Annotated in this window: 16 protein-coding genes and 1 tRNA gene; 7 read left to right on the top strand and 10 right to left on the bottom strand. The window is 52.2% G+C overall.

What is annotated here, in order from left to right; all coding sequences use genetic code 11:
* Positions 1-42 precede the first annotated feature (42 nt).
* Complete coding sequence (locus PLF13_07265; protein HOP07072.1) at positions 43-1,284, top strand: MFS transporter; 1,242 nt, start codon at positions 43-45, stop codon at positions 1,282-1,284.
* Here PLF13_07265 and PLF13_07260 read toward each other — a convergent pair.
* Positions 1,271-3,913: a hypothetical protein gene (locus tag PLF13_07260; GenBank protein ID HOP07071.1), complete on the bottom strand. Its 2,643-nt coding sequence runs from the start codon at positions 3,911-3,913 to the stop codon at positions 1,271-1,273. The two genes, PLF13_07265 and PLF13_07260, sit on opposite strands and share 14 nt — an antisense overlap.
* Positions 3,914-4,087: 174 nt before the next feature.
* Positions 4,088-6,682 carry a hypothetical protein gene (locus PLF13_07255; protein HOP07070.1) on the bottom strand — a complete coding sequence of 865 codons (2,595 nt, stop codon included), beginning with the start codon at positions 6,680-6,682 and terminating at the stop codon, positions 4,088-4,090.
* Between the two features lie 235 nt (positions 6,683-6,917).
* On the opposite strand from PLF13_07255, the gene PLF13_07250 reads away from it, so the two are divergent.
* A complete protein-coding gene (locus tag PLF13_07250; protein HOP07069.1) occupies positions 6,918-7,175 on the top strand; it encodes a hypothetical protein in 258 nt (85 codons plus the stop codon).
* Between the two features lie 97 nt (positions 7,176-7,272).
* On the opposite strand, the gene PLF13_07245 is transcribed toward PLF13_07250, so the two are convergent.
* The 4 genes from PLF13_07245 to glgP all read right to left on the bottom strand — a co-directional run bounded on the left by PLF13_07245 (position 7,273) and on the right by glgP (position 16,335).
* Positions 7,273-9,663, bottom strand: coding sequence for a S8 family serine peptidase (locus PLF13_07245; GenBank protein ID HOP07068.1), 2,391 nt, complete (start codon positions 9,661-9,663; stop codon positions 7,273-7,275).
* 211 nt (positions 9,664-9,874) lie between these two features.
* A complete protein-coding gene (locus tag PLF13_07240) occupies positions 9,875-12,013 on the bottom strand; it encodes a pitrilysin family protein (GenBank protein HOP07067.1) in 2,139 nt (712 codons plus the stop codon).
* Positions 12,014-12,033: 20 nt separating this feature from the next.
* Positions 12,034-13,539, bottom strand: coding sequence for a pitrilysin family protein (locus PLF13_07235; protein ID HOP07066.1), 1,506 nt, complete (start codon positions 13,537-13,539; stop codon positions 12,034-12,036).
* Positions 13,540-13,770: 231 nt separating this feature from the next.
* Positions 13,771-16,335, bottom strand: a complete 2,565-nt coding sequence (glgP, locus tag PLF13_07230; GenBank protein ID HOP07065.1) for an alpha-glucan family phosphorylase — start codon at positions 16,333-16,335, stop codon at positions 13,771-13,773.
* Positions 16,336-16,568: 233 nt separating this feature from the next.
* Between glgP and PLF13_07225 the strand changes: the two genes are divergently transcribed.
* Together PLF13_07225 and PLF13_07220 are read left to right on the top strand one after the other, a co-directional pair.
* Positions 16,569-17,717, top strand: coding sequence for an ATP-dependent 6-phosphofructokinase (locus PLF13_07225; protein ID HOP07064.1), 1,149 nt, complete (start codon positions 16,569-16,571; stop codon positions 17,715-17,717).
* Positions 17,718-17,756: 39 nt separating this feature from the next.
* Positions 17,757-18,668: a TIGR00730 family Rossman fold protein gene (locus PLF13_07220; protein HOP07063.1), complete on the top strand. Its 912-nt coding sequence runs from the start codon at positions 17,757-17,759 to the stop codon at positions 18,666-18,668.
* Here the strand turns inward: PLF13_07220 and PLF13_07215 are convergent.
* The 3 genes from PLF13_07215 to PLF13_07205 form a co-directional block, all read right to left on the bottom strand.
* Positions 18,639-19,415 (bottom strand): nitroreductase family protein, encoded by a 777-nt coding sequence (locus PLF13_07215; protein HOP07062.1) that lies wholly within the window; start codon positions 19,413-19,415, stop codon positions 18,639-18,641. The genes PLF13_07220 and PLF13_07215 overlap by 30 nt on opposite strands.
* Positions 19,416-19,514: 99 nt before the next feature.
* Positions 19,515-22,205, bottom strand: coding sequence for a zinc-dependent metalloprotease (locus PLF13_07210; protein ID HOP07061.1), 2,691 nt, complete (start codon positions 22,203-22,205; stop codon positions 19,515-19,517).
* A 100-nt stretch (positions 22,206-22,305) separates the two neighbouring features.
* Positions 22,306-22,812, bottom strand: a complete 507-nt coding sequence (locus tag PLF13_07205; protein ID HOP07060.1) for a DUF2250 domain-containing protein — start codon at positions 22,810-22,812, stop codon at positions 22,306-22,308.
* A gap of 46 nt (positions 22,813-22,858) precedes the next feature.
* Between PLF13_07205 and PLF13_07200 the strand changes: the two genes are divergently transcribed.
* Complete coding sequence (locus tag PLF13_07200; GenBank protein HOP07059.1) at positions 22,859-24,100, top strand: DUF819 family protein; 1,242 nt, start codon at positions 22,859-22,861, stop codon at positions 24,098-24,100.
* 7 nt (positions 24,101-24,107) lie between these two features.
* Positions 24,108-24,587: an EVE domain-containing protein gene (locus tag PLF13_07195; GenBank protein ID HOP07058.1), complete on the top strand. Its 480-nt coding sequence runs from the start codon at positions 24,108-24,110 to the stop codon at positions 24,585-24,587.
* Between the two features lie 3 nt (positions 24,588-24,590).
* Here PLF13_07195 and PLF13_07190 read toward each other — a convergent pair whose 3' ends face one another.
* Positions 24,591-25,241 (bottom strand): protein-L-isoaspartate(D-aspartate) O-methyltransferase, encoded by a 651-nt coding sequence (locus PLF13_07190; protein ID HOP07057.1) that lies wholly within the window; start codon positions 25,239-25,241, stop codon positions 24,591-24,593.
* 166 nt (positions 25,242-25,407) lie between these two features.
* Here PLF13_07190 and PLF13_07185 point away from each other — a divergent pair.
* Positions 25,408-25,481 (top strand) — tRNA-His (locus tag PLF13_07185).
* Positions 25,482-25,976 lie beyond the last annotated feature (495 nt).

Genomic DNA, 25,976 nt, shown 5'->3' with positions numbered 1-25,976 from the left:
TCTTAATTTGCCTATTGATCACAACCGTCTATATTGAACGATATGTTACCGCGAAATCTTGGCAACCTGCGACAGTACGATCGTAATCTGTGGATTCTCGCGGCTGGTTGGTTTATTTCGGCCTCCGGGTTCGCGGTGTCTTTACCGTTCATCGCTATTTACTTCCATTCCAAATACGGTATGAGTCCTACCGATATCGGGATTTTCTATGGGGTGATGGCCGTGGTTCGTTCCGCCTTTCAGGGGATCGGCGGAGAGCTGTCGGATCGTTTCTCACGTCAGGGATTGATGATACATACCCAGGTTTATCGTGGGATAAGTTTTTTTCTGATGGCCTGTGCTATTTACTGGGATTGGGGTTTCTGGTGGCTGGCTGTGTTTCTGTTCATCATGTCGGCGTTCGGCGCGATCTTTCAGCCCACGGCCAATGCGATGGTGTCAGACATTCTTCCTCAGGAGCAACGTCTGGACGGCTATGCGATCACCCGTGCCGCCGGTAATCTTGGCTGGGCAGCAGGACCGGCGGTGGGTGGCTTCATGGCTAGTTCGTCCTATTCGATGCTGTTCGTCATTTCAGCCGTGGTGACGTTCGTATCAGCGGCGATTTTTCTCTTTTTCCTCAAAGCGCCGGATAATCGCCTCCCGTCCGATCGGTTTCATATTCGCGATGTCATCGCGGTCAAGGACGATAAATTGCTCGCGCGGCATTCGTTGCTTATTTTTCTACTGTATCTTGTCGTGGCGCAGTTAATCGTGCCGTTTTCTTTGTACAGTGTGGAGATGGTCGGGATAGAGGAAAACCAACTCGGTTATTTATATACTCTTAACGGGCTGATGGTGGTAGCTCTCCAACTTCCGATGACGCGCCTTTTATCGCGGTTTTCGCTGAGCGTCCAATTGGCTTATGGAGCGTTTTTATATGCCGTAGGATACGGCATGATCGGTGTGCTGGTAGGTTTCGAATACTTCATGTTTGCGATCATCATCGTAACTTTCGGTGAAATCGTTATGTCGCCGCCTTCTCTGACGTTGACCTCACGTCTTGCTCCCGAAGGCAGGATGGGGCGTTACATGGGGATATATGGATTTTTCGTGGCGTCGGGCTGGTCGTTCGGCCCGCTTTTCGGTGGGTATATTCTCGATCATTTCGGCCAAAGCCCGGCCCTGGCCTGGGCTCTGATATCTTCGCTGGCGTTGGTGTCGGGTATCGGTTATCTCCTGTCGAGGCATAAATTTGTCTCTCTCGATCGAGTCGAGCCAGAGACAACGCCTATTTCAGAATGACGACTTTACCGATGTAAGAAAAATCCTCAGCTTCCACGACATAGTAATACAATCCACTGACAACCGCCTGAGTGTTGCGCGTGATCAGGTTCCATGTTTCGTGCGAAGCGGTGGGATCATCGGCCGGAACGTCATGCTCGAGTTTTCGGACAAGATCGCCATCGAGCGAAAATATACTGATCGTGCAACGAGCGGGTAAATTGGCGAAGTGCAACAGGCGGGCTCGTTCTTCGGCAAGATCAGACTCTCGGTTTTCGAATCCTCGGCCGCTGTAATCGTCGTCGATACGATACGGATTGGGGTAGACGTAAGGCTCAAGTCGGCGAGCGGCTACTTCGTCCGGGGTGGGTTGGGCATAGACACGTTTGGCGCCGTATGAGACGGATGATTCCAGCGATTGAAGACCGGACTTAGGCGAACCGTAGTCGAACGCCGTAACGTTGACATAGTATTCGACTGAAGGCTGAAGGTCTTCGATCTCGAACTCGTATTCGTAGTATTTGAAATAACCATCTTCGGTTAACAGGCTGGAATCGGCGGTTTCAGGATTGAGGATGTTCGGTTCCTCGGCCGTCTCGTAGATTTTACGTATGGAACGTTCACCCCCGAGGGTAGAGACGTTATAATCCTGAGCTTCAAAGATGAAAGTGGATTCGGGAAAATCAGGATGTTGATAAGGCCGTGTCCGTGTGTAATCGAGCGGATACCAGGATTCATCTTCGCACGAGTCGGCGTAAAGACAACGGAGTTCTTCGAGTAAAAACGGACTGTCCTCCAGAACATACGAGCCGTCCTGGTAAACCAGCTTGTTGTAGTTTTCGCGATCGTAGGAAGAAATCATGGTGAACGATTGTTCGCGTTCATCTCGTCCCAGATAGATACGGTATCCCTCGAAGTCTACTTCACGGGAGAAGATATCACGGGTCGTTTCCGATTTTAGTCCGTTGAAGCGGATGCGGAGCTTGCCCTCTTCGGGGTAAACCCAGAACTCCGGCGGTGGGGGAGGACCGGCACCGCAGAAATCGGGAACGGCGTCCCCTTCGTACCAGATGGTATCGCAGTTTTCCAGCGTGTAGAGGGTGATTGTGGTATCCTCGCCGTTGATGATGGTATCGACCTCGGTCGTTAACGTATCGGCGCAAATAATCCAGGCTTTGCCGGAGTCACCATCGCCGTCGGTGTCTACGCCGGGATTGTCGTAGACCCAGGAGGCCCAGCGAGCGTTGGCGGCAAGGTGTGAAAAATCCAGGGTTCCATAGAACAAACTGGGATTATACGGATCGAACAGGTTGGCGAAATCGCCGGGGTGCGTGTGGAAATCCTCACCTCCGACCCAGGCGAACGAGATTGGTAACTTCTGACCGGGGTGAATCGTGAACGGACCGAACGACAGGAGATAGCGGCAATCGTAACCGGCGGCGAAAGTGGCCGCATTATCGGGGGGACGAAGCCAGCCGTCCTGAGAATGATCGAGAGCGGTGAAAAGCTGATCATAGTCGAATTCCTGGTGCCGCATGATATAGTATTTGTTGCGATCTCCCTCGGGTGTGCCCAGACAGGAACTAAAAGGTCGAAACGGATCTTCATCGGTTCCGGTGCGCCGTGGTCCGAAATCGGCGGCGGAGCTGGTATAATTCGTGATCCACCAGTTGAAGGAGTATTGCAATGAATCCGACGGAGTCCGCACCACTCGTATTCCGACTACATGGGGAATGGAGCGATAATCCCAGGCTTCGCCAACGGGATCGCCGTCGTTGTCGGCATGATAGGCGATATTGACGGTGTCCACCAGCCCATAACCCTCGGGGGCCGGGTGCGTATGATAAAAACCGACAATATCGTCGTCCCAACCATCAGAGGAGCTGCGAGAGGTATGCCAGGCATCACCATCGACCCAGATACCCATGTAGACGTCGTTGAGGGTTTTTGAACCGATGTTTTCAACCTGGTAATCGAAGAGGATAAAATCGTCGGAATAGTCGTAACTCCAGGCCATCGATGTCTGTTCTATCCTGATCCCCAGCGGCTGGTGGGGCGTGTTGGTAAATGGATCGGAGTTGACTACCTTCGGGTCGGTGATAGTGTCGGTATAGCTGCAATAGATGTCTTCTTCGGAACGGGCGGATTCGGAGTAAAAGGACGAGTAGGGATCGATCGAATAATAAGCGAAATTGCTGTTCGAGGGGGCATCCAGCGGTATTTCATCGGCCCAGAATTCTCGGGTAACATAGAAGTCTTCATCGCCTACCGAAACGAGAGTGTCGTGTCCGACCACGGCACCGATCCAGATAGCCGCCACATAGAGGAAAACCAGGTTGGAGTTGCGAGGATAGATACAAGAGGGAATAGGATCGCCGGTAAAGGGATCGGCAATGCCTGCTCCAAGGGTGCCGAAAGTTCCGTTATTGGCGATAGCCAGTTGGATATTACCGCGGTTATGGGCGGTATAATCAACGTACGGTGTCGATGTCGACAACGGCGCCGATCCGATTCGTTGATTCGGCAGACCTGTCTTGAGATTGATGCTGTCGCGCGACCATGAAATTTGCGCGACCGATAAAATTATAACCGCCGTCAGCAGCCAGAGACCGAATCCGAACCTTGAGCTGCATCGACCCGTTTTCGCCATTCTGATATATCCCTCTTAATTACGGGCGTGTTGAAAAACCTCTTTTGCGGCTGAGACAAGCCCCGCCGCTACGCGTTAAAGGACTCTAACCTCGCGTAGCGGGCGGCCTTGTGTCGCCCGCATTACAGTCGTGTTTTATTGAATATCCGAATGTATGACTTTTTCAACAGTCCCTTACATAAGAACTACAAACTTGCCTATTTGTACCTCGCCGCTCGGAGTTTCAACCGTCCAGTAGTAAAGGCCGGAGACGATCCGCTGCGTGTTGCGCGTAATCAAATTCCAGCTATCGTGCATGTGTGTGCCGTCTTCGGACGGTTCTTTATCGTGTTCGAACTCGCGGACCAGGTCGCCGTCGAGCGTGTATAAACGAATCGTGCATTTGGGCGGTAAATTAGCAAAATGAAGCTCGCGGGTGCGGTCGGAGGGACGATCCTGTTCCTCGCGGCCTTCAAGTCCGCGTTCCCGATAGTTTGCGTCGATGCGATAAGGATTGGGATAGCAGTATACTTTGAGATCCTGTCGTTGAATCTCATCCCAATTTGCCTGAGCGAAAGTTGTTTTATAACCGACCGTAACCGAGGTCTCCAACGAAGCTAAACCCGATTCCGGTGAGCCGAAATCAAAGGCGGTGACGTTGACGTAGTAGGGGACGGAGGGCTGCAGGTTGTCGATCGTGCACTCGTATTCATAGTATTTGAAATAGCCGTCCTCGGTCAATTCGGAGTCCTCGGCAAATTCCGGGCTGGAAGCGGTAGGCGGAATGGTGTCAAGCGGGTAGATTTTACGGATCGGATTATTGCCGCCGAGCTGGTTGACATTGTAGTCCATAATCTCGAAGTAGAAAATCGAATCGTCGGGGAAGTCCGGATGTACGAAGGGGTGGTTGCGTGTGTAAGCCAGCGGCTCGAAGGCCATATCGTTGGCGGTGTCGCCGTATAATATACGCAGTGAGTCAATGGTAAAAGGAATATCAATCAAATCGAAATCGGCATAAGGGCGATGATCGGGATTCCAGACGTAACGGTTATAATCTTCGATGTCGTATGAAGCGATCATGCTGTAGCTGGCAGCACGTATGTCACGACCGAGATAAACGCGATATCCTTCAAAGTCTTCCAGTTTGGAGAAAACATCGCGCGTGGTTTCGGAGCGGAAACCGTTCCAGCGAATGCGAAGCTTACCTTCTTCGGGGTAAACCCATAGTGTCGGTGCGGGAGGCGGGGAGGCGCCTAAGAAATCCGGTACGCCGTCTCCTTCGTACCAGAAGGTGTCGCAAACGGCGTTGTCCCAGAGGGTGTCGGTAACCAGCGGGTCTTCGCTCAAGGTATCTATGCGACTGATCGAGGAATCGTTACAGCAGATATGGAACTTACCGGAGTCGCCGTCGCCGTCGGTATCTACGCCGGGATTGTCGTAAATCCAGGAGGCCCAGGTAGAGTTGGTGGCCAGGTCCTCGAAGTTCAGATTGGCGTAATAGCTCTCCGGATCGTCAGGAAGGAATTGTTTGGCGTTATTGGGATCCTGATGGAAATTCTCGCCACCGACGTAAGCAAATGAAATTGGCAGACTTTGGCCGGGATGAATCTGGAAGGGTCCAAAGGACAGGAGATAGCGAGTGTCGTCACCCTTGGCGGTGCGACTAGCCACCTCCTGAATAGGGTAAAGCCAGATAGAGTCAAGGGGACCTATTGTCAATGTGAATACCTGATCGTAGTCGAACTCTCCATTTTTCATCATGGCGTACTTATTGACATCTCCCATGGGAGTGCCTAGCCCACCGGTGCGATAGTCTCGGAAGTTTTCCCGGTGTCGTGGCCCGAAGTCCCACGCGGCAGCATCGCTGATCCACCAGTTAAAAGATACCTGTAAACTCTCGGCAGGTGTTCTGACAATGCGCGTTCCCGTGACACCAAGGGCCGGTCCGGTTTCGACTTCTGCGAAATCACCGTCGGCGTCGGCTATCCATGCAATGAAGGTAGTGTCGATAAAGGAACAACCGCCGTAATCGTTCGTCCATGATTGCAGGAAGCCGCAAATATCGTCTTGCGCACGCTGATCGCTGCCTACAGTGCCAACATCGCCGTCTACGTATATACCCATGTAGACGTCTTGAAGGATGTCCGAGCCGATGTTTTCGATGCGATAGTCAAAGAGAACGAAATCCTCGGCATAGGCGTAGGACCAGGCGTATGAGTTCTGAGTCACCTCAATATATAGAGGTGAATGAGGTTTGCCGAAATAATCCGGGTCGATCCCTTCTGTAATCGTGTCGGTATATACGGCGATATAGTCCTGTTCAGAGACAGCATCCTCGTATTCGGGTTGAGACGGATCGATAATAGATCGGAATTGCATCTCGCCGAAAGGGGATTCATCGGGGAACATCTCAGTAGTAAGTGACCAGCCATCGCATCCCAGGGAAACAGTTGTATCGTTTCCGACTACGGCGCCGATCCAGAATGAGGCGGCGAATAGATAATCCGCGCCCGAGTATTTGGGGTACTCGCAGGAGTTAATCCCCTTTCCGGTGAAACAATCAACAGCGTTACACCGGTCAAATCCACTGCCCAGGGTGCCGTTGTTGTTAACTTGCAAGACGATTTTCCCGACATTGTGTTCCGCACAGCAGTGGGCCGGTGTGAAGCTGGACTGATCTCGATTATCGGATTTTAGTTCCAGTCCCGGAGCAAATCGGGCAATTGTGACACCAGCCAGGCCGGTGATAAAAAGCAATACAAGCGTTGAGGTGAGAAGATTACGCTTCATATAATATACATACCTGTATGTTAAACGGGCTGTTCTTTTATCATGCTTTTAGTAATTTCAGACACTGACCGCCCAATGCGAACGGGTCTGAAGCACAAACCTAAAGATTACAAAACTGCTCTGGTTCGAGCAAGTGATTTCACTTGAACGATCGGAGTCGGTTGAGCTTAGGAGTATCTGGTTGGGTGAAATAATACACTAACCGAGGTTGGCAAAGGCTGCGAACAACCACTGAATGTGCTACGGGAAACGTCGTCTTTCACTTGTTTCTTTGGACAATGAAGTCATTCTCGACCGCGTGTGCGAGTCCTCGGAGGGGGAGACATCTCTTGATTTCACCGTGTCGCTTGATCTCGAGACCGGGGAGTTCAGGTATGTCGACTCAGCGGTATCTCTCGCCAACTGCGGTGCTTCTGCTCTCTCTCCGGACGGTTCGACGCTCGCACTCTTATCGGACAAGGTGCTCTACATTGTCAAGCGGGAGTGGAAGTGATGAATAAACACGCACGGCCTATATCTGCCGTTTAATTATATAAAAACGCGGCCCGGATTGGACAGGCCGCGTGTGTGTATCAGTGTAACCGAAAGGATCAGAAGCAGATCGCCGGTTCGGGACCATCGTTGAACATGTAAGTCACGAGGTAGATAAGATCGTCAATCGCGATCTCTTCGAAAATGTCGCCGTTAACGTTGGCTTCTTTCATACAAGGCGGTACCGGTCCGCTCTGGAACATATACTGCACGAGATAAACCAAATCCGTAATGTCAATAATCTCATCCGGGTCATCGTTGATGTTCCCCCGGATCCCCTGACAACAGCTTGGCAGAATTACAGCGCCGTCGAATGTCCAGGGTTGGAAATCTACGAGACTTCCCTCGAAAGTCGGCATATAGTTGGTGCCGTAGCCGTCCAGGACGATCGGTGTTGTCTGGTTTGTCGAGGGAGTGCCGCCCAGGGTGAAGTAGATTTTCAAGATCGGTCCCACCCCCGGTTCCAGTTCGGGGGAAGTATGGCTGAGCGATGAAATCAGCCGGAAAGTCATGCGACCGTCGCCGGTGAAGTTGCTCTGATAGGCTTCCTCGAAATAATCGGTGCGGCAGCCGACGGTGGAAATCGAGTCATAATCCAACAGGATATCACCGAAATACTCGACCGGCACCTTAATGTCGGTCAACGGAACGCTGTTGGCGGCGTAAACGGTAATCACGACCGGTCCGGACAGTTCGTTGATATCAACCGTATCGGCCCATAGAGAGTCGGCCAACACGGTGATATATTTCAGACGATTGGCGGTGCGGATATCGCCGCCGGCATCGATCTGGATAGAGACATCGTACCGCCCGCGTTCGGTGTATTGGTGGGCGGCATTCTGAGTGGCGGCAGCGCTGCCGTCGCCGAAACTCCAGGACCAGGTGTCAACGCTAAGGCCGGAAGTGGCTTCAAAAGAGACATCGAACGGCGCCCAGCCGATAGTGGTGTCGGCGGTGAAGGCTACCCCCAGAATCTGGTCGGTCGAGCCCCGCAGGTCCGGGAGCGGTCCGATATGTTTAGAGGAGGTTTGTTGCGGGGTGGAATAATCGGTCAGGAGAGTGTGCATTTCATCCTCATAGAGGATGCGACCGTGGGTGGTTTTATGCAGTTCCTGCAATAAAGCCACCGCGCCGGTAATGATCGGCGAAGCGCTGGAAGTGCCCGCGAAAGTCCCGGTGTAGTAATCATTATCGCTCGTACCGTAGAGGTCGCCGTAGCCAAGGGTGTAGACATCCCAGGTCCCAAAGGCATGGACATCGACACGCTGCCCGTAGTTGGTGAATGAGGCGGGCCAGTGATCGCTGTCGGAAGCTCCAATCATAACCGCTCCGGACCAGCGATAGGAAGGATCGAACAGATAGCCGTAGATACTGGTATCGTCGTAGTCCTCCTTGCCGTTACCGGCTGCTTCACACACGATCCTTCCCAGCGAAGAAGCGTAGAGGATAGCGTCGAAAGTGTCCTGCCAGTATTCCATGGCGACATAACCATCCTGGCCGCTGACCGTTTCGAAATTGTAATGCGGTCCGGCCGCATGCAGCTCGATCAGAAAGACATCTCCGGAATCGGAGTTGTTGATAGCGGTGGTGAGCGCATCGGCGGTACTCATGGAGCCTACTGAGATAGTACCGAGGTCGACGTTAAAAGCGATTCCGGTCATGCCGAAGCTGTTCGAATCGGCGGCGATTTCACCCAGGACGGCGGTGCCGTGGTTCCACCAGTCCGCGTCGTTGATCTTGGTCCCGGCGATATGGAAATTGTCCGTGCCGCCGTGAAGGTCTTCATGGGTCTGAATCCAGTTCCCTTCGATGTCGATTACTTTAACCCCGGCGCCTTTGTTGCCAAGCGACCAGGCGTAATAAGCATCCAGCCCGGTCGGAGCAGGTTGCAGATAATACTGCTGTGATTCCCACATAGGGGTGAGCTTGACATCATCAACCGATGCCGGTTCCGGCACCGGCGGAAAATAAGCTATCTCGACGATCCCGAGGGTGTTCAGCTCCTCGATTATCTTTATCTTGCCGGGATTGTCGAGTGCATGCGTCAGTTCCAACCGATAATAAAGGCTAAGATCGGGAAGCGGTGTGCCGATGCGGGCCGAACCACGAGCGCGGAGATTATTCAAGATGTTGCGGTCCAACGAGAAGTGCGGGCGAATAGCGGCAGCTTTGTCGGAGGAGGCGATGATCGCGTTGAGTTTGTTCCATTCCGTCCCGGTGCGGTCGAACTGCCGGCCGTTGAGGTTGGGTTGACCGATTCCCTCGGCCAGTTTGAGGACAATATAGTCCGAGTTGATATTGGCGGTAAGTTTTTCGTATTTCGGTTTGGGCATTACCTGACGCTTGAGTGGAGCCGGTCCAGCAACGGCAACCGCTGAGGTCAGGGCAGTGAGGATAAGGGTGGTAATCGTCAGTAACATTGACGGGAGAATCTTGCGCGCGGTGGTCATGCTTGTGTCCTCTCTAAAAAGAACAAGGTCGGATTGGTACCAAAGTCTATGCCTTAAAAAAGATACAAAAAACATCTAATTATACAACGTGTTTGATTAACCCGTTGTGCCCGGATTTCATAATCCATAATAAATAAGGCCGCCCCGAGGGGCGGCCTTTAGCCTTTATCGGAGCCGATACTAACTTAGATCGGCTCTGTGATGAAAAGACTTATTCCGGTTTGGCGAATGTTCCGGCGGGGATATCGGTGTTAATCAGGCGTTCGGTGATTTCAACCTCCTGAATTACCTGACCCGCCTGGGAGGTAACCGACTTGATGGGGAAGGTCATGCCGTTGACCGTTCCGAAGGTCTCGATTTTGCGCAGCAACATGCCTTCACCGGTCATGGTTTGGCCCCAGTATTTGACACAACGAACGTTCTTGTCAGTGTCGAGGCCCAGGCGGCAGATGACGTTGTCGTCATCACCGACCAGAGCGATCCACTGAATCGGCTCGCCGTCAATGTCCTCATCCGCTTCATAAACAGCCCGATAATAAGGCTGATCGAGATGGGCAAAGATGACCGAAGTGGTACGAAGCAATTCTTCGTCGGAATCCTTGATGTCATCTTCGGTAAAGTCCTCTACGGCGCCGGCCGGCGGGTTCTTTTTCCAGCCGACAGCACCGTCGCGGATAGACACTATTTCGTAAGGACCGAGGTGAACAACCGACTTTGATTTGTCGGGAAGCAAGGTGATCTCTTCAACAGTACCCGGCATGCTCTGCGGGCCCATGTGAAAAACCAGTTTGCCTTTGATAGTCATATTCTCGATGTTTTTAAAGGCTTCAACGCCGCCGGCGGCGGCAACCGCTTCGTTCAAGAGGCCGGTGCCGACCTCGATATTCTCCGGTGTGATAGCCAGTTCCGAGTTGTCAACCGGAGCCGGAATGGTGATGTCCACGGTATCAACCGGTCCATAGTCGAGGTTCTCCAGCGGTTCGTCAAACTCAGTGCCTTTGCCGACGATCAGGATGACCATATCCTCAGGTTTAAGAAATGTTTTTGAGGCTTCAAGTACGGATTCGGCGGTAGCATTTTCGACTCCCTGTTTCTCTTTATCCAGGAAGTCATCGCTAATGCCGTAGAAATCGTAGGTCATAAGACGCTGGATTACTTCATCTTTCCTGTCGAATTTAAACACGAAGCTGTTGAGATAACCATCCTTACCCTTGCGCATCTCTTTATCGGTCGGGGGATCGGTTTGCATCGACCGGATCTGCTTGATCATTTCACGGGCAGCCTGAACCGTACTTTGTGGTTTAGTGGAGGCATAACAAAAGAAATAACCGGGATAAGTGTAGTTGGTGATGATATTACCCGCGGCTGAATAAGCCAATCCCAGACGTGTGCGAACGTTGTCGGTGATGCGGCTACCGAAAGTACCGTTGAGGATGCTGTTGATAACCAATGTCTGGGCATAGTCCGGATCGGTGTAAAGCCCGCCGAGGTGACCCATGCGGACGGTTGACTGAGCAGCGTCCAGTTTGGGAGCATAATAGACACCCGGTTTGGCTTTGAAGTCAACCGGCGGAAGCGATGGAACGGTTATGTCGCCACGCTGCCAATTGCCAAACAATTCCTTCACTTTGGCAATGATCTCATCGCGATCGATGTCGCCCCAGATAGCGATCTGCATATTCTCGGGATGGAACCATTGATCGTGGTAATTAACCAAATCCTCGCGGGTGATGGCGTTAATGGTGGCATACTCCGGCTGGCGAGCGTAGGGGGAAGCCGGGCCGTAGACGAGTTTGATCCACTCGTGACGAGTCAGGGTCATGATGTCGTCGTTACGGCGGGAAATAGCACTGGTGGCTTGTACCCGGGCCAGATCGATTTTATCTTCGGCAAAAACCGGATGGAGTAGTACGTCGGCGAGGACTTCAAGTCCCATGTCGGAGTAGTCGCTGAGCATGTTAACTCGGGCCTGACCCGAAGTAACATCTATCGATGTCTCCACCATACCGCCGACATCTTCCAGCATCTGATCGATCTCATCGCCGGTCCATTTGGAAGTACCACCGCTGCGAATCAGTGATCCACACATCTCGGCCAGTCCAACCTTCTCGGCCGGTTCAAGATAGCTGCCGAGGTTCATGCGGACTGCGACGTGGAAAAGCGGCAACGAGGGATCATCGAGCAGATACAGCCGGAGACCGTTGTCCAGGGTGATCTTCTCGATATCGGGGATGTTGACTTTATTGAGTTTGGGAAACTTCATAGCATCAACATCCACAGCGCCTGCCTGCCCGACCAGGATGGCCGCAAACAGGAGGCTAAGGATTAAAACGAAACTCTTCTTATTCATATCCTTCTCCCAACTCCTGGTCAGCTCTCTGTGGTGTAGAGCTTGGCTACAGTACGATTCTCTTTAGTGAAGTATTTCTGAGCGACCCGCTGGATATCTTCGGCCGTGACGCCGTTGATGCGATCGAGCTCTTTAAAGAGCATGTGCCAGTCACCCCAGTCGTTCTGATAACTGGCCAGGTTTTGAGCCATGCCCAGGTTGGAGGTGAGCTGGTTAACGAATTGAGCTTTGGCGCGTGTTTTTATCGCCTCGACTTCTTCCGGAGCGAGCAATTCGTTTTTCAGACGTTCCACTTCAATGAGGGTAAGATCGACACAGCTATCGGGGCTGACACCGGGATTCGGGAAACCGTAGGCGAAAGCCAGGCAGGGATATTTATTGCCGGGCCAACCGAGGAAAACACCTGCGGAAGAGGCGGCTTTGTTGTCTTTCACGAGGCTCTTGTACAGGAGCGATGTCCGTCCCTGACCGAGATAGTCAACGGCGGCTTCAAGGGCGGGCCAGTCCGGATGGATATATTCCGGTACGTGCCAGGCAACACCGAACAACGGCTGAGCCGGATCCTGGAGAGTGACGATCTTTTCGCCTTTTTGCTCCGGTTCGATCGTGGCAACGCGCTCCGGGGCGGGACGGTTAGGCAGTTTACCCCAGTATTTTTCGGCCAGCTTGAATACTTCCTTGGGTTTCACATCGCCTACGATGGCAACAATCAAGTTCGAAGCGACATAGTATTTATGGAAATAATCCTCAACGGCCTGACGGCTGTAATTCTGGATATCGGACATGTGGCCGATGATAGTGACGCCGTATGGATGAGCGCTGAAGGCGGTTGAAACCATAGCATCGATAGCCCGCATGACCGGGTTGTTTTCGAGGCTCTGGCGGCGTTCTTCGGCCACGACGTTGCGTTCCTGGTACATCTCGCGGAAGACCGGATTAATGAAACGATCGGACTCCATGGCCATCCAAAGCTCAAGTTTATTGGAGGGAAGGTTCATAATATAGCTGGTCTGATCCTTACCGGTACCGGCATTGATACCGACCGCGCCTTGTTCCTCCATGAGACCGTGCCAGGCATCATCCTTGACGTACTGCTTGGCATTCTCCTGTGCTTCGGCAAAGGCTGCTTCCAGTTCCTGCAGTTTGGCCGAGTCGGCACGAAGCCCCATTTTGCGTTCAGCCCTCAGGAGAAGCCAGATGGAGTCCTCGATTTTCATCGCCGCGAGTTCTTTGTCGATGTCGGTAGTACCGGTTGTGGTGGTACCTTTGAAAGCCATGTGCTCGAGCATGTGAGCGATGCCGGTATATTCCTTGGGATCATCGACTCCACCCACGTTGGCATAAGTCACACACGAAACGACGGGAGCATCGTGGCGTTCCATCACGATGATCTTAAGTCCGTTGTCAAGCGTCGTTTCGGAGACCGATTCCTCCAGCTTGCTGAAATCGAAGCTGAACGCGGTGGCGGTCGACAAAACGAACAGCACGGCAGTTAATACTGCCAGTCGTACGGTCGCATTACGCATTGAAAGCCTCCATAGCGGTTATCTAGTTACTTCCATAATTATTGGTCGAATAAAGACTTGGCCGATACATAAGTCAAGAGTTGACCCCAAATACTAAAAATATGGTAATACTGCAACCAGGTCGGTCAAGCCGACTTTAGTTAGCTTTAACGTGTTATGCGATGAAGAGTTGCAAAAAAAAGCAGCCGATGCTCGGCTGCTTTCTTAAGTCTCGTTGTCAGTTCCCGGGATTTACCACCATTGGATCAACTTGGGTTTAATCGTATGGGGTAGATTGGGATTTTCAGGAACGATACGGGCGGTAATGCCGAATCTCCCGGATTCACGACAGATCACTTCGCCGGTAAAGGCATAAACGCCGTCGGAAGAGCCGGCTGATTCATCGAGAGTCGCGCGGATCGGCTGACTATGCAGGATTTGTTCCTGAGAATTGAGTCGACCGGAAACGATCTGTATCTGTACGTCGCTCGGGGCAATTTCTCCCAGCCGAACCTTGATCGTCAGGGGGAAGCGCTGACCGACGAAAAGGGTCCCGCCCACTTCAGGGACGGAGACATCGACGATATTGATCTTATCCCAGTTGGCGTTTAACTTGTCAAGCCACTTGGTTACCTCGCGAGTCAGAATAAAATCGTTGGCCCGCATTCTCTCCGCAGCCTCGATGGCGGGACGATAGGTATCCCGGACATAGTCGACCATCATACGCTGGGTGGAGAAGCGTGATCCGGCCATTTTGATTGAGGCCTTCATCTTGGCGATCCACCGGGTAGGCAAACCGATTTCATTGCGATCGTAAAACACCGGGACAATCTCTCGCTCAATGGTGCTGTAGAGCATCTCAGACTCGAGGTGGTCCTGGGTTTCGATATTGTCGTATTCTTCACCGTTGCCGATTTTGAAGCCGGTCTCATCACTGTACCCCTCAACCCACCAGCCATCGAGAATGGACAAATTGAGAACACCGTTCATGGCGGCCTTCATCCCCGAGGTCCCGGAGGCTTCCTGTGGGCGGCGAGGGTTGTTGAGCCAGACATCAGCGCCCTGGACTAAATAGCGGGCAACATTAATGTCGTAATCTTCGAGGAAGATAACCCGATTACGGAATTCTTCCTGGGTCGCCCGTCCGATCAATTCCTTGATGATTTCTTTGCCGGGATTGTCCAGAGGGTGGGCTTTGCCCGAAATGATGATCTGGACGGGACGGCGCGAATCGTTGATAATGCGGGAGAGGCGCTCGACATCGCTGAAGAGCAGGTTGCCGCGTTTGTAAGTCGAAAAACGACGGGCGAAACCGATGGTGAGCACCTGCGGGTCCAGTAACTGGTCCGCTTGCTGAATCACCATTTGTGAAGCTCCCCGACGAATCAATTGCTGGCGAAGTCTCTTACGGGCGAAAAACACCAGGCGTTCCCGGCGTCGATTGTGAATTCGCCAGAGTTCGGCGTCAGGTATTTTATGAATTTGATCCCAGACGTTTACGGTACTGGTGGGGCTGGAGTAGGATGCGCCGAAATACGATTCCATCAGTTCCTTAATGTCGTGTGAGAGCCAGCTCGAGGTATGGACCCCGTTGGTAATAGCCTTTATAGGCACTTCATCGCGCGGCAGATTGGGCCAAATGTTATGCCACATATCACGTGAAACCTGGCCGTGCAGTTGCGAGACACCGTTGCTAAAAGCGGACATTTTAAGCGCGGCCACGGTCATGCAGAAGGTTTCTTTTTCGTCGTCGGGGATAATGCGCCCGAGGGCAAGGAAATCTTTCCAGGATATACCCAATTCGGAAATCAGACCAGCCAGGTAGCGATGGCAGAGAACCGGATCGAAACGCTCGTTGCCGGCCGGGACCGGGGTGTGGGTAGTGAATACGGTGGTCGACCAGACAAACTGTGAAGCCTCGGAGAACGACAGGTGTTGTTCCTGCATCAGGTTTTTGATTCGTTCAAGAGTCAGAAACCAGGAATGACCTTCATTGAGGTGGTAAACCTCAGGCTCGTGCCCCATCGCCTTCAAAGCTCGTACGCCACCAATTCCCAGTACGATTTCCTGGCGGATACGCATATCTTTGTCGCCGCCGTATAGCACTGAGGTGATCTCACGGCTCTTGGTGGAGTTTTCGGGGATATTGGCGTCAAGAAGGTAGAGGGGAATGACGCCTACAGGCACTTTCCAGACCTGAAGTTGAACGGGAGTTCCGTCAAGTTCGACTGAAACGCGCAACGGCCGTCCATCCTTATCCTTTACCTGTTGTACCGGCATGTGATACCAGTCATTTTCTTCATATCGTTCCTGTTGCCAGCCGTCGCTGGACAGGAACTGACGAAAATAACCGTAGCGATACATCAGGCCGATCGCTACTACCGGAAGCCCCATGTCCGAGGCGGATTTCAGGGTATCGCCTGACAGCACGCCCAGACCACCCGAATAAACCGGCAAACCCGTATCAAGGCCGTATTCCAGTGAGAAATAAGCGACGCGATCTCGTCTGCCGTTTTGCTGGTAGTTATGTTCATACCATTTTTTGACTTGTAGATATTCACGGAATCTGCGCTCGACTCGTTCCAGAGAAGCAACAAATCCGTCATCATCTGCAGCTCGCTCCAATGTCTCTTGTGGCAGACGAGCTAACATCTTAACCGGATTTTGATAGCACGCTTCCCACATGTCGGGATCGAGTCGGATGAAGAGTCTGACCAGTTCCCAGTTCCAGGAATACCAAACGTTTTGGGCCAATTCCTGCAGAACGCTAATTCGTTCCGGGAGTTTGGGGAGGACAAGAAATTGTTTAACTTGCATAATTCCCTTTGGCTAGCACCATTGTTAATGAACCCCTCTACTTATTTTTTATTATCGGGTAAATCAACAATAATTTAACGTCGGTGGCAGGGTTGCTTGTTGTTTGAGGCAAGTTGTTGTCGGGGAATCAAGTATATGCAGGAAATGCCGATAATGCTGATTAAACGACAGAGATGTCGGGTGCCTCACTTTTTTTGGTTTTCTTTTGCAAGGGAGAAATCTACATTAAGGCTATGCCTAAACAAATCAAGAGAATCGGTGTGCTTACCGGCGGCGGCGACTGTCCGGGGCTCAATGCGGTTATCCGAGCGATCGTGAAGACCGCAGATAATCTTTATGACATGGAAGTGATCGGTTTCCTGGATGGCTACGAGGGACTGATCGAGGGACGTCATCGGGTGTTAACCAATCGTGATGCCTCGGGTATCTTGTCTCAGGGCGGGACGATTCTGGGCACATCGAACCGTGCCGATCCTTTTCATTTCCCCGTGTTGCAAGGAGAGGATTACATCTATCTGGATCGTTCGAGTCAAGCCGTGAGGAATTTCGAAGCACTGGGACTCGATGTACTGATTGCCATCGGGGGAGACGGAACTATGGCGGCCTCGGCCGGCATGATTGAGAAGGGTATCCCGATCATCGGCGTTCCGAAGACGATTGACAACGATCTATGGGGAACCGATGTAACTTTCGGATTCGATTCGGCCGTAACTACCGGAACCGAGGCTATCGACAAGATTCATACCACGGCTCAATCTCATCACCGGGTCATGATCGTTGAGGTGATGGGGCGCTATGCGGGCTGGTTGGCGCTGGCCAGTGGTCTTGCCGGAGGTGGCGACATCATTTTGATGCCGGAGTTCCCGTATGATATCGATGCTATTTGTCAGGTCATCAAGTCTCGTAACGCCAAGGGGAAGAATTTCTCAATCGTGGTGGTTGGCGAAGGAGCCAAACCGTTCGGAGGAGACATGGTGGTCAACCGGCGAATCGAGAATTCTCCCGATGCCATTCGTCTGGGGGGCGTCAGCAATCAGATCGCAGCTCAGATCGAAGGACTAACCAACATCGAATGTCGTGTGACGATTCTCGGTCATCTCCTGCGCGGCGGATCCCCTAGCGCTCATGATCGTCTGCTCGCTACCCGTTTTGGTTGTGAGGCCGTTCATCTTGCAGTAAAAGGTGAGTCGGGGCGGATGGTCGCTCTTCGTGACAGCAAAATGAGCTCGGTTCCAATAACGGATGTAGCGGGGAAATTAAGGCTTGTAACTCCTGATTGCCCGCTTATGAAGGTGGCCCTGGCGCTTGATATCGGGCTTGGCGTACCGGCCGATGTCAATCTGAAGGAATATGCCGAGGAAGCCGCTGCCGCCAGAGCGTAGCCGTAGCTCCGTATTCAATCATCTCAAATGGAAGTGACGATGAGCAGGAAACCAAAGAAGCCTACAGAAAAAGAACTCAGACAAATGACCGAACGCCTTAAGAAATCCAAGGCGTATCGGGTTGCCTATAAAGATCTTGAATTTATGGATTTGGGCATTGCGCGGCCTTATCGTCTCCAGTTGGAGTTGATGAAGCCGGAGGTGTTGTTACGTCGCAATCGAATCCGCTCGACCATTGTCGTTTTCGGAGGCACACGGATTATCGAACCGGCCAAGGCCAAGGCAAGGGTGGAGAGCCTTCGTAAAAAGCTGGATCGGAAACCCAACGACAAAGAATTGAAACGTCAGTTGCGAGTAGCCCGATCAATACTTCGCAAATCGCATTATTATGACGAAGCGCTCGAATTCGGACGATTGGTTTCAACCGATTGCGCCGATTTCGACGGACATGAGTTTGTCATCACGACAGGCGGCGGACCCGGTATCATGGAGGCCGCCAATCGTGGTGCTTATGAGGAGGGGGCGAGCTCTATCGGGATGAACATCACCCTTCCGATGGAGCAGGAACCGAATCCGTATATTTCTCCCGAGCTATGTTTCAACTTCCATTATTTCGCCATTCGTAAGATGCATTTCCTGTTGCGAGCCAGAGCTCTGGTGGCTTTTCCGGGTGGCTTCGGTACGATGGATGAGTTGTTCGAGGCGCTGACGTTGGTACAGACGTTCAAAGTCCGCCCCTTGCCGATCGTGCTGTTCGGTGAGGCGTTCTGGCGGAAACTGATCAACTTCGATTTCCTGGTGGACGAGGGAACGATCGCGCCGGAGGATCGTGAGTTGTTCGTCTATGCCGACAAAGCAATCGATGCCTGGAACTACATCAAGTATTTTTACAGTACCCCGAACGCCCGGGGGACGGTCGACCTATTTACGGAGGAATCCTCGACCATTTAAGAACGACAAAAGGTGCGGTCTCACGACCGCCCTTTTTTTGCTCGCCATACGCCGGGCGGAGTGCTCCGACCAGGAATAAAGGCCTTTGAAGTTCGGGTATAATTCCGCTTCGACCTGATGTCCTTTTAAGTATCCGACCTCATCGATTGTACGATCGTATTCTGCGACGGCGCTTTCAAAGGCGCTATCGTCATATCTCTCTTTAAAGCAGAGTCCGGCCAGGGGAAGTCTCGGTTTAATCGTCGGTTGTCGGACCGGTTTGCCCAAAGACATGCCAAACACCGGGTAAACCAGCCTGGGCAGTTTAAGCAGGTTGGAGACGGCCTTCGGTTCATTGCGAATTCCACCGACCATAACACCGCCGAGACCGAGTGCCTGAGCCGCCTGCAGAGCGCGTCCACCGGCAAGAGCCGCATCGACCGTGGCGATGATAAATGATTCGGTATATTCTCCCGAGAAAGGGTAACCTCGGTCTTCGGTCAACCGACTCAGGCGGTATAGGTCAGCGCAGAAAATTAGGAACAGAGCCGAATCTGCCACATGTTGCTGTCCTCCGGACAATTCCGATAGTGACTTTTTCGTGGATCGATCACGTACTGAAATAATCGAGTAGGCGTGAAGGTTGGAGGAGGTAGGAGAACGTTCCGCTGTGGTTAATATGATATGTTCCTGTTCCTCTGATATGGGATCATCCGTAAAATTACGAACCGAGGCATGGCTGTTCAGGAATTCGAGAATATCATTCACTGGTTTTCTCCTGCTGATTCTTCGTTTTACTTATGAATGCATAAAGAAAAACAGGCGAGACATCAAGTCTCGCCTGTTGAAGATTCAAAGAAAGCCGGATCAGAAGCCGGGGAGGAAACTACGCTGAGCGTTCTTGGCCGCTTCTATCTGACGAATGACTTCTTTAAAATGTGCTACGGTCATATCGTCGATAACGGTGTTGTTGATTGCTTTCCTGGCAGCAGCTTCGAGGATGTTAAGGTCATTGCCGGCAAGGGAGCGAGCATCGGCCGGATAGCGGCTGCTCGGTCCAAGGAAAATAGTGATAATTGTCTGCAAGTGGGCTAATTGCAGTTGGCGGCGAAAACTGTTTACGTTTTCCGGCTGGACAATCTCACTCCAAATAGCGCGGCGGACGTCGGTGAACATGTCGTACATAGTGTACGTGGGATCGTTGGGGCCGAACCGCTCGACATTGTTGAGCAGACGGCCGAGGACATCCGGGCTGTAAAGGCGCGACAGAGCGACTTGTTGGGTATTGAGCACGGCCTGGTGTAACGGATAATCAACCTGTGAATTGAAAACCTGACCGGTGAAATCATAAAATCGCTCCGGTTGGAGGCGATTCAGCAGCGACGCCGGCAGGTTGAAGGCATCGGGAGCGAACAGCTCATCGCGAAGCATAGCCACGGCACGACGCTGATCTTCGGCCGGAACAACCTGAAAGGGAAGCCCGGCACCGGGATCACCGACATGAGCGTTGCTGTGAACGAGTCCCCCTACGAATTTCGGGGCGATCAGAGCCAGTTCACGATACCCCCGCCAGCCGTACTGGAAGGCCGTATAGATTTTTTGATAGCGATTGCCGTCTTTTTCGAAATTATCGATGGCATTGGCCCAAAGATGTTTGGTCTGCTTGATTTTTCGTCCCACGAACGCCAGCGGATCGGAACCGATATCATGCAGGTTGCAGTACGGATCGATGGAGCGAGTGCTCCAGCCGAAAGCGTCCTCATCGGTGCCGTAGATCAGATCCGGTTGTCCCGCCTTGGAGGCGATGCGTTCGAGTTGGTCGACTTCGTCGAGCGGATTCTTAGCTCCAAAGTCGGTGTAAGCGTATTCGATCATCCAGTCGTCGAACGGGCCGGGGACGCGAGAGTAGAAATCACCCTGCGGCTGATCAGGACCGGCAATGTTGGCCGAGGAGTAATCCATGATCGTGCCGATGAGGGCATGGTCGGCGGTGAAGGACTTGTCGTTAATTTGCTCCAGCGAGTAAATGGTCGAAGCCTTGAAATTGTGACGGAAACCGAGAGTGTGACCGACTTCATGCGCCAAAATCTCAATCAGGTAAGAATGCACGTAAGCTCGCTGCAGGGAATCCAAATCGGCGAGATCATCGGTGGCGGTAGTCAGTACAGCCATGTTGAAAGCGCCTTCAAGAGCGGCTTCGGCACCGTAGTTGCAAAGCAGGTGCGGTTCATAAAGGTTGTCGGTTTCGAATTCCGGCCGGTACCAGTCATGTTCTTCCGGCAGGGAGCCATCGAATGCGAGGGGATCATTGTAGTAGTCAATGGAACCATATATGTACCGGATCCAGTCGACACAGAAGCGAACGTCGGCATCGTATATCTGGCCGGTAAAGGGATTGGCGCGGCTCGGGCCGACAGCGTACGATTGTCCCGGATTGACAATCCAGCGAACGACGTTATAGCGGGTGTCAGCCGGATCCCAGTCGGCGGTGTCGGGCATCTGTTTGGCCACGATAGCGTTCTTGAAACCAACCTTCTCAAAGGCCGGATTCCACCATTCGATCGCTTCTTTAACGTCCTCGCGATATTCTTCCGGTACGGTGTTCTCAACCCAGTAGACAATCGGTTCGACCGGTTCGGACAAAGCGGAGTCCGGGTACTTCTTCTTCAGGTCCCAGCGATTGATGAAACGGACGTACGCAGTTTCGTTCTTGAGATTGGTGAAATCCTGGTACATGGTCATGAAATGCCCGATACGATCATCGGCCAGGCGCGGCACATAATCGGTTTCGGGCAATGAAGAGATCGAAAAATGCATAAGGTGGTAGACCGAGTATTGATTCTGCATCGTGACGCCGTTGATCGGTTTGTCGGTGGTGTAATGCAGGCGAACGTCGATCTCACTGTTTTCCGGGAATGATTTGATCGTTTCGTAATGGCTGTTGTTCTTATCCAGCCTGAGGCCGGTGCGATTTCCCTGATTAAGGAAAAAGCCGAGATTCTCCACATCACGAACGAAGAAATCATCGGGAGATACCAGGATGGCCCTGGTGCTGTCCTGTGGTTGAGACATGACTTTGGTCGAAGCGATAAGTTGATCACTCATGCCGGCCTTGATTGCCCGGGACAGAGCGGAACTGGAGTCGGCCCTCAGACGGAGATTTTTCTCCATCATCTGGATGTCTTTTCCTACCTGTTTGAAAAAGAAGGGATAGGTACTGCCCATCGCACCGTTGTCGGAAAAAGCACCCGATGCCTGTGATCGGGTTTCACCGCAAAGATAAACTGTCCCCAGTTGCTCCGGTTTGATGGCCATGAGCAGGTCATCTTTGAGGGTGTCGAGATAGAACGTGAAAAGACCTTCGATAACCACGCGATCTTTGATCAGTTCATCAAAAGGTTTCTCATCGCCGTTCTTGGCCTTGGGTTTATCCTTGTCCTTTTCTGATTTCGTGTGCTCGTTGTACATGCGCACTCGGCGACCCGCCTGTGAGTTGCCCGAGATCGACAGGACGAGTAAAAGCGCCAGGCCGATCGGCATCCAGTTCCTTAAGTGCATGGTATCTCCTTATGTGAGACGCTGTTAATTCTGAATATAGTTTTGAAACGCAATTTACTGGGGAATGTTCATCGGAGAAAGTGATTAATGATCTACCAATTCATTCGTTTTTTTCTCGATAATTGAGATAGCTACGGCCTTTGGCGGTCAGGTCGTAATAGGTGTGATTGCGGTGTTTGATCCACTTGTTGTCAACGATTCCCTTGCGATATTGGATAATCAACGGCTCTACTCGCTCCAGCAGGCCCAACTCGCGAAGTTTCTTGTGTGAATCAAAAGCCACCTGTTTCTCGATATGGAGGAGGTGAGCTATCTTGAGGGAGTAATCTACCCCGACCTGTCGATGCAGTTCCAGGACACGCCAATCGGTTTCAGTTAAATCGGCGTAGTCATCTCCGGGGAGGAAGTCCGGTTGGTCGAGAATATCGTTCCAGGAGAGAGAGACAAGCCGAGCCTGGTCGGCTTTTTTCAGGTTAGAGCAATCGGAGCGGTGGACCTTGATCTGGATACCGTCGTGTGAATAATAGCCGGTAATGGAGTTGTCAGGGGTGGGGGAGCAGCAATTAGCTAGAAGATAGGGCTCCTTAAGGCGGATTTCATCGCTCATGCGAGAGAATATAACAGATCAAGCCCTATTGCGCCAGAGGGTTACGTTGTTGCGTTTCGCATCGTATTGTGGTACTTTCGCAGGCAAAGACATTATCAACGAGAGGACCGACATGAACGATGCCCTGATCTCATCGCCGGCCGGTGTGATTGCCACACTAGCGGCGGTGACTTCACTGTTCTTTTTTCTCGAAAAAAAGACCGGCTGGAAATTCTGGAATTATTTTCCTCCTCTGATCTTCATTTATCTAGTTCCGGTGGCGTTGTCCAATAACGGATTTATTCCCAATGCCTCACCGGTCTATGATTTTATGGGATCCAATATCCTGCCCATGTTTCTCGTGATTATGCTGCTCGATGTGGATATCCTGGCCACCGTGCGAGTGATGGGGCGCGGGGTGTTCGTGATGCTGCTGGGTACGCTGGGGGTAGTGGTCGGTGCGCCAATCGGATATTTCATTGTCAAAAACGGTCTCGACCCGGAGGCCTGGAAGGGATTCGCCGCACTGGCCGGAAGCTGGATCGGCGGGACCGGGAACATGGCGGCGATGGCGGTGGCGTTTAACCTGGATGAGACTTCGCTTGATTTCGGTTATGCCGTAATCGCCGACAACGGGGTATACCTGGTCTGGTTGCCTTTGATGCTGGCTTCGAAGAATTTCGCGGGTTGGTTTGGTCGATTTACAAAGATGTCGGCTGACCGAGTTGAGAATCTGGAAGCCGCGGCAGCAGAATTGACCGCCGATAAAGGCAAACCGGAGATGCGGCATTATCTGTACCTCATTTTTCTCGGATTTGCGGCGACTTCGTTCGCGGCCTGGATTGCGGAGATGCTGCCGCCGGTGGAGCCGATTCTGTCGGCCTCGACTTATAAAATTCTGCTGGTGACATTTATCGGTATCGCGCTGTCGTTCACCGGAGCCAGTAAGATTCCGGGCTCGCACGGCCTGGCGATGGCGCTGGTCTACTTGTTCGTAGCTAGGATGGGAGCGCGGGCGGACCTGTCATCGTTGGATGCTTCGGTGTTTTGGTTTTTGTTGGGGACGTTCATCTGGATATTCATTCACGGGGCGTTTCTGATCGGAGCGGCGCGGCTGTTCAAGGTGGACATTCACACGGTGGCGATTGCCTCGGCGGCGAACATCGGCGGGGCGGCTTCGGCCCCGATCGTGGCGGCATACCATAATCCGGTTTTGGTGCCGATTTCAATTCTGATGGCACTGCTGGGGTATGCGATCGGCAATCCGGCCGCCTGGATCGCCGGAACTTTATGCCGGTTGGTGAGTTGAGGAGAACATGAGCAAGAAATACTGGCTACTGAAATCAGAGCCTGATTGTTTTTCGATTGATGATCTGGCCGGCGCGCCGAAACAGACTGACCATTGGGACGGCGTCCGCAACTATCAGGCGCGGAACATGCTTCGCGATGAAATCAAGAAGGGTGACGAAGCGTTCTTCTATAACAGCAACACCAAGGTGATCGGAATCGCAGGAGTGGTCGAAATTGCCCGTTCCGGCTATCCGGATCATACAGCCGAAAACCCCAACAGCCAGCATCCGGACCCGAAGCATACCAAATCGAATCCGATCTGGTACATGGTAGATGTGAAGTTCAAGCGGAAATTCGCCGAGGTTTTGCCAATGAAGGACCTGCGCGGTGTCCCGGGGCTTGAGGGGATGGTTTTACTCCAGAAGGGGAGTCGCTTGTCGGTGCAACCAGTGTCGGCTGAGGAGTGGAAAATAATTCTCGGTTTGGCTCAGAAGAAGGGATTGTAGGGGCTATTTCCCTTCGATTTCTCCAATCATCGGCACGAAGCGGACCTCGTAGAGCTTTTCCGAATCGTATCCGGACGCATGGCGAGTGACCCGATAAAGAAACTGTCGACCCCATTCGTCGGTCGCAAGCGGCAGTACCATTTTCCCACCGATTTTCAACTGATTGATTAGTCCTTCGGGCATTTGCGGGGCAGCAGCGGTGACAAGAATGCCGTCGTACGGTGCTCGTTCGGGCCAGCCGTGGGAGCCATCACCGTCGCGGAGGTGGATATTTCGATACTGCAGGTCTTTCAGCACCTTACGGGCTCGTTCCAACAGCTCCGGTACATACTCAATGGAGAAGACCTCACGGGCGATTTCGGCCAGGACCGCGGCCTGATAGCCGCAGCCGGTGCCTATTTCCAGCACACGTGAGGAGGCTTTCAGTCGCAGTTCCTGGGTCATAGAAGCGACAATATAGGGCTGCGAAATAGTCTGGTCACATCCGATGGGCAGGGGGCCGTCATGGTAGGCCATCTCCTGACGTTTAAGCGAAACGAAACGATGGCGGGGGACCGTCCCCATAGCTTTGAGAACTGCCGAGTCGTGAATATCACGACCCTTGAGTTGTTGCTCGACCATTTCGGTGCGCCGACGAGTCTGTTTTGCGTCCATGTTATGGTATGGCTTCTTCATGTCTTTACCAATGTAAGTCCGTGAGAGGATTAATTCCCAACAAAAAAGCTTTTCGGGTGCGCCGTTTGGCCTGAGCAGCCCGTTTTTCTTGACATTATTGTTGCCGAAGTATATATAAGGGGCTGCCGTAGAACGGCTTTGTTGTGCTGGGGTAGTTCAGTTGGTTAGAACGCCTGATTGTGGATCAGGAGGTCGACGGTTCGAGTCCGTCCCCCAGTACTTTATTTTTGTATAAAATCCCCCGTCCATGTGAATCATACTATTTCCTCAGAGGTGTTATAGTTTCATCCTTGACTCTGAGGAAATATACAACGCTCTGATAATTCTGATTTCAGTTGTGATACCCGTTTGCCAATGCTACAGGAAGTGTTAGTGTCCGCATTGTGTTTCGAAATTGATAAATTATACACTGCCAATTAGATACGGTAGCGATTGGACTCTGTCGATGCATTTTGTCCGGCGGATAATATCGATAAATGACATTGGAAGGTGACAACTCAGAGGATGATGTTGTCGGGTAAAAAGGGAGACGTTGAGAGTTGGAATGCGAGAAGGGGGATATCTCTGATGCGATGTGAAGTCGCATTCTTGTCGCATTAAACACTAAACTCGAATGAGTTACTGCCGATAATCAAGATAGGTCGAGTCGATCAGTTCGACTACGACTCATGTACGTTGCTGCGATACACCGACCGCGTCAATAAGGCTGTTTGA

The organism is Candidatus Zixiibacteriota bacterium, from assembly GCA_035380245.1.
GTDB lineage: Bacteria > Zixibacteria > MSB-5A5 > GN15 > FEB-12 > DAOSXA01.
Note: the sequence above shows the minus strand (reverse complement) of the source record. Positions and strands in the feature narration are given on the sequence as shown.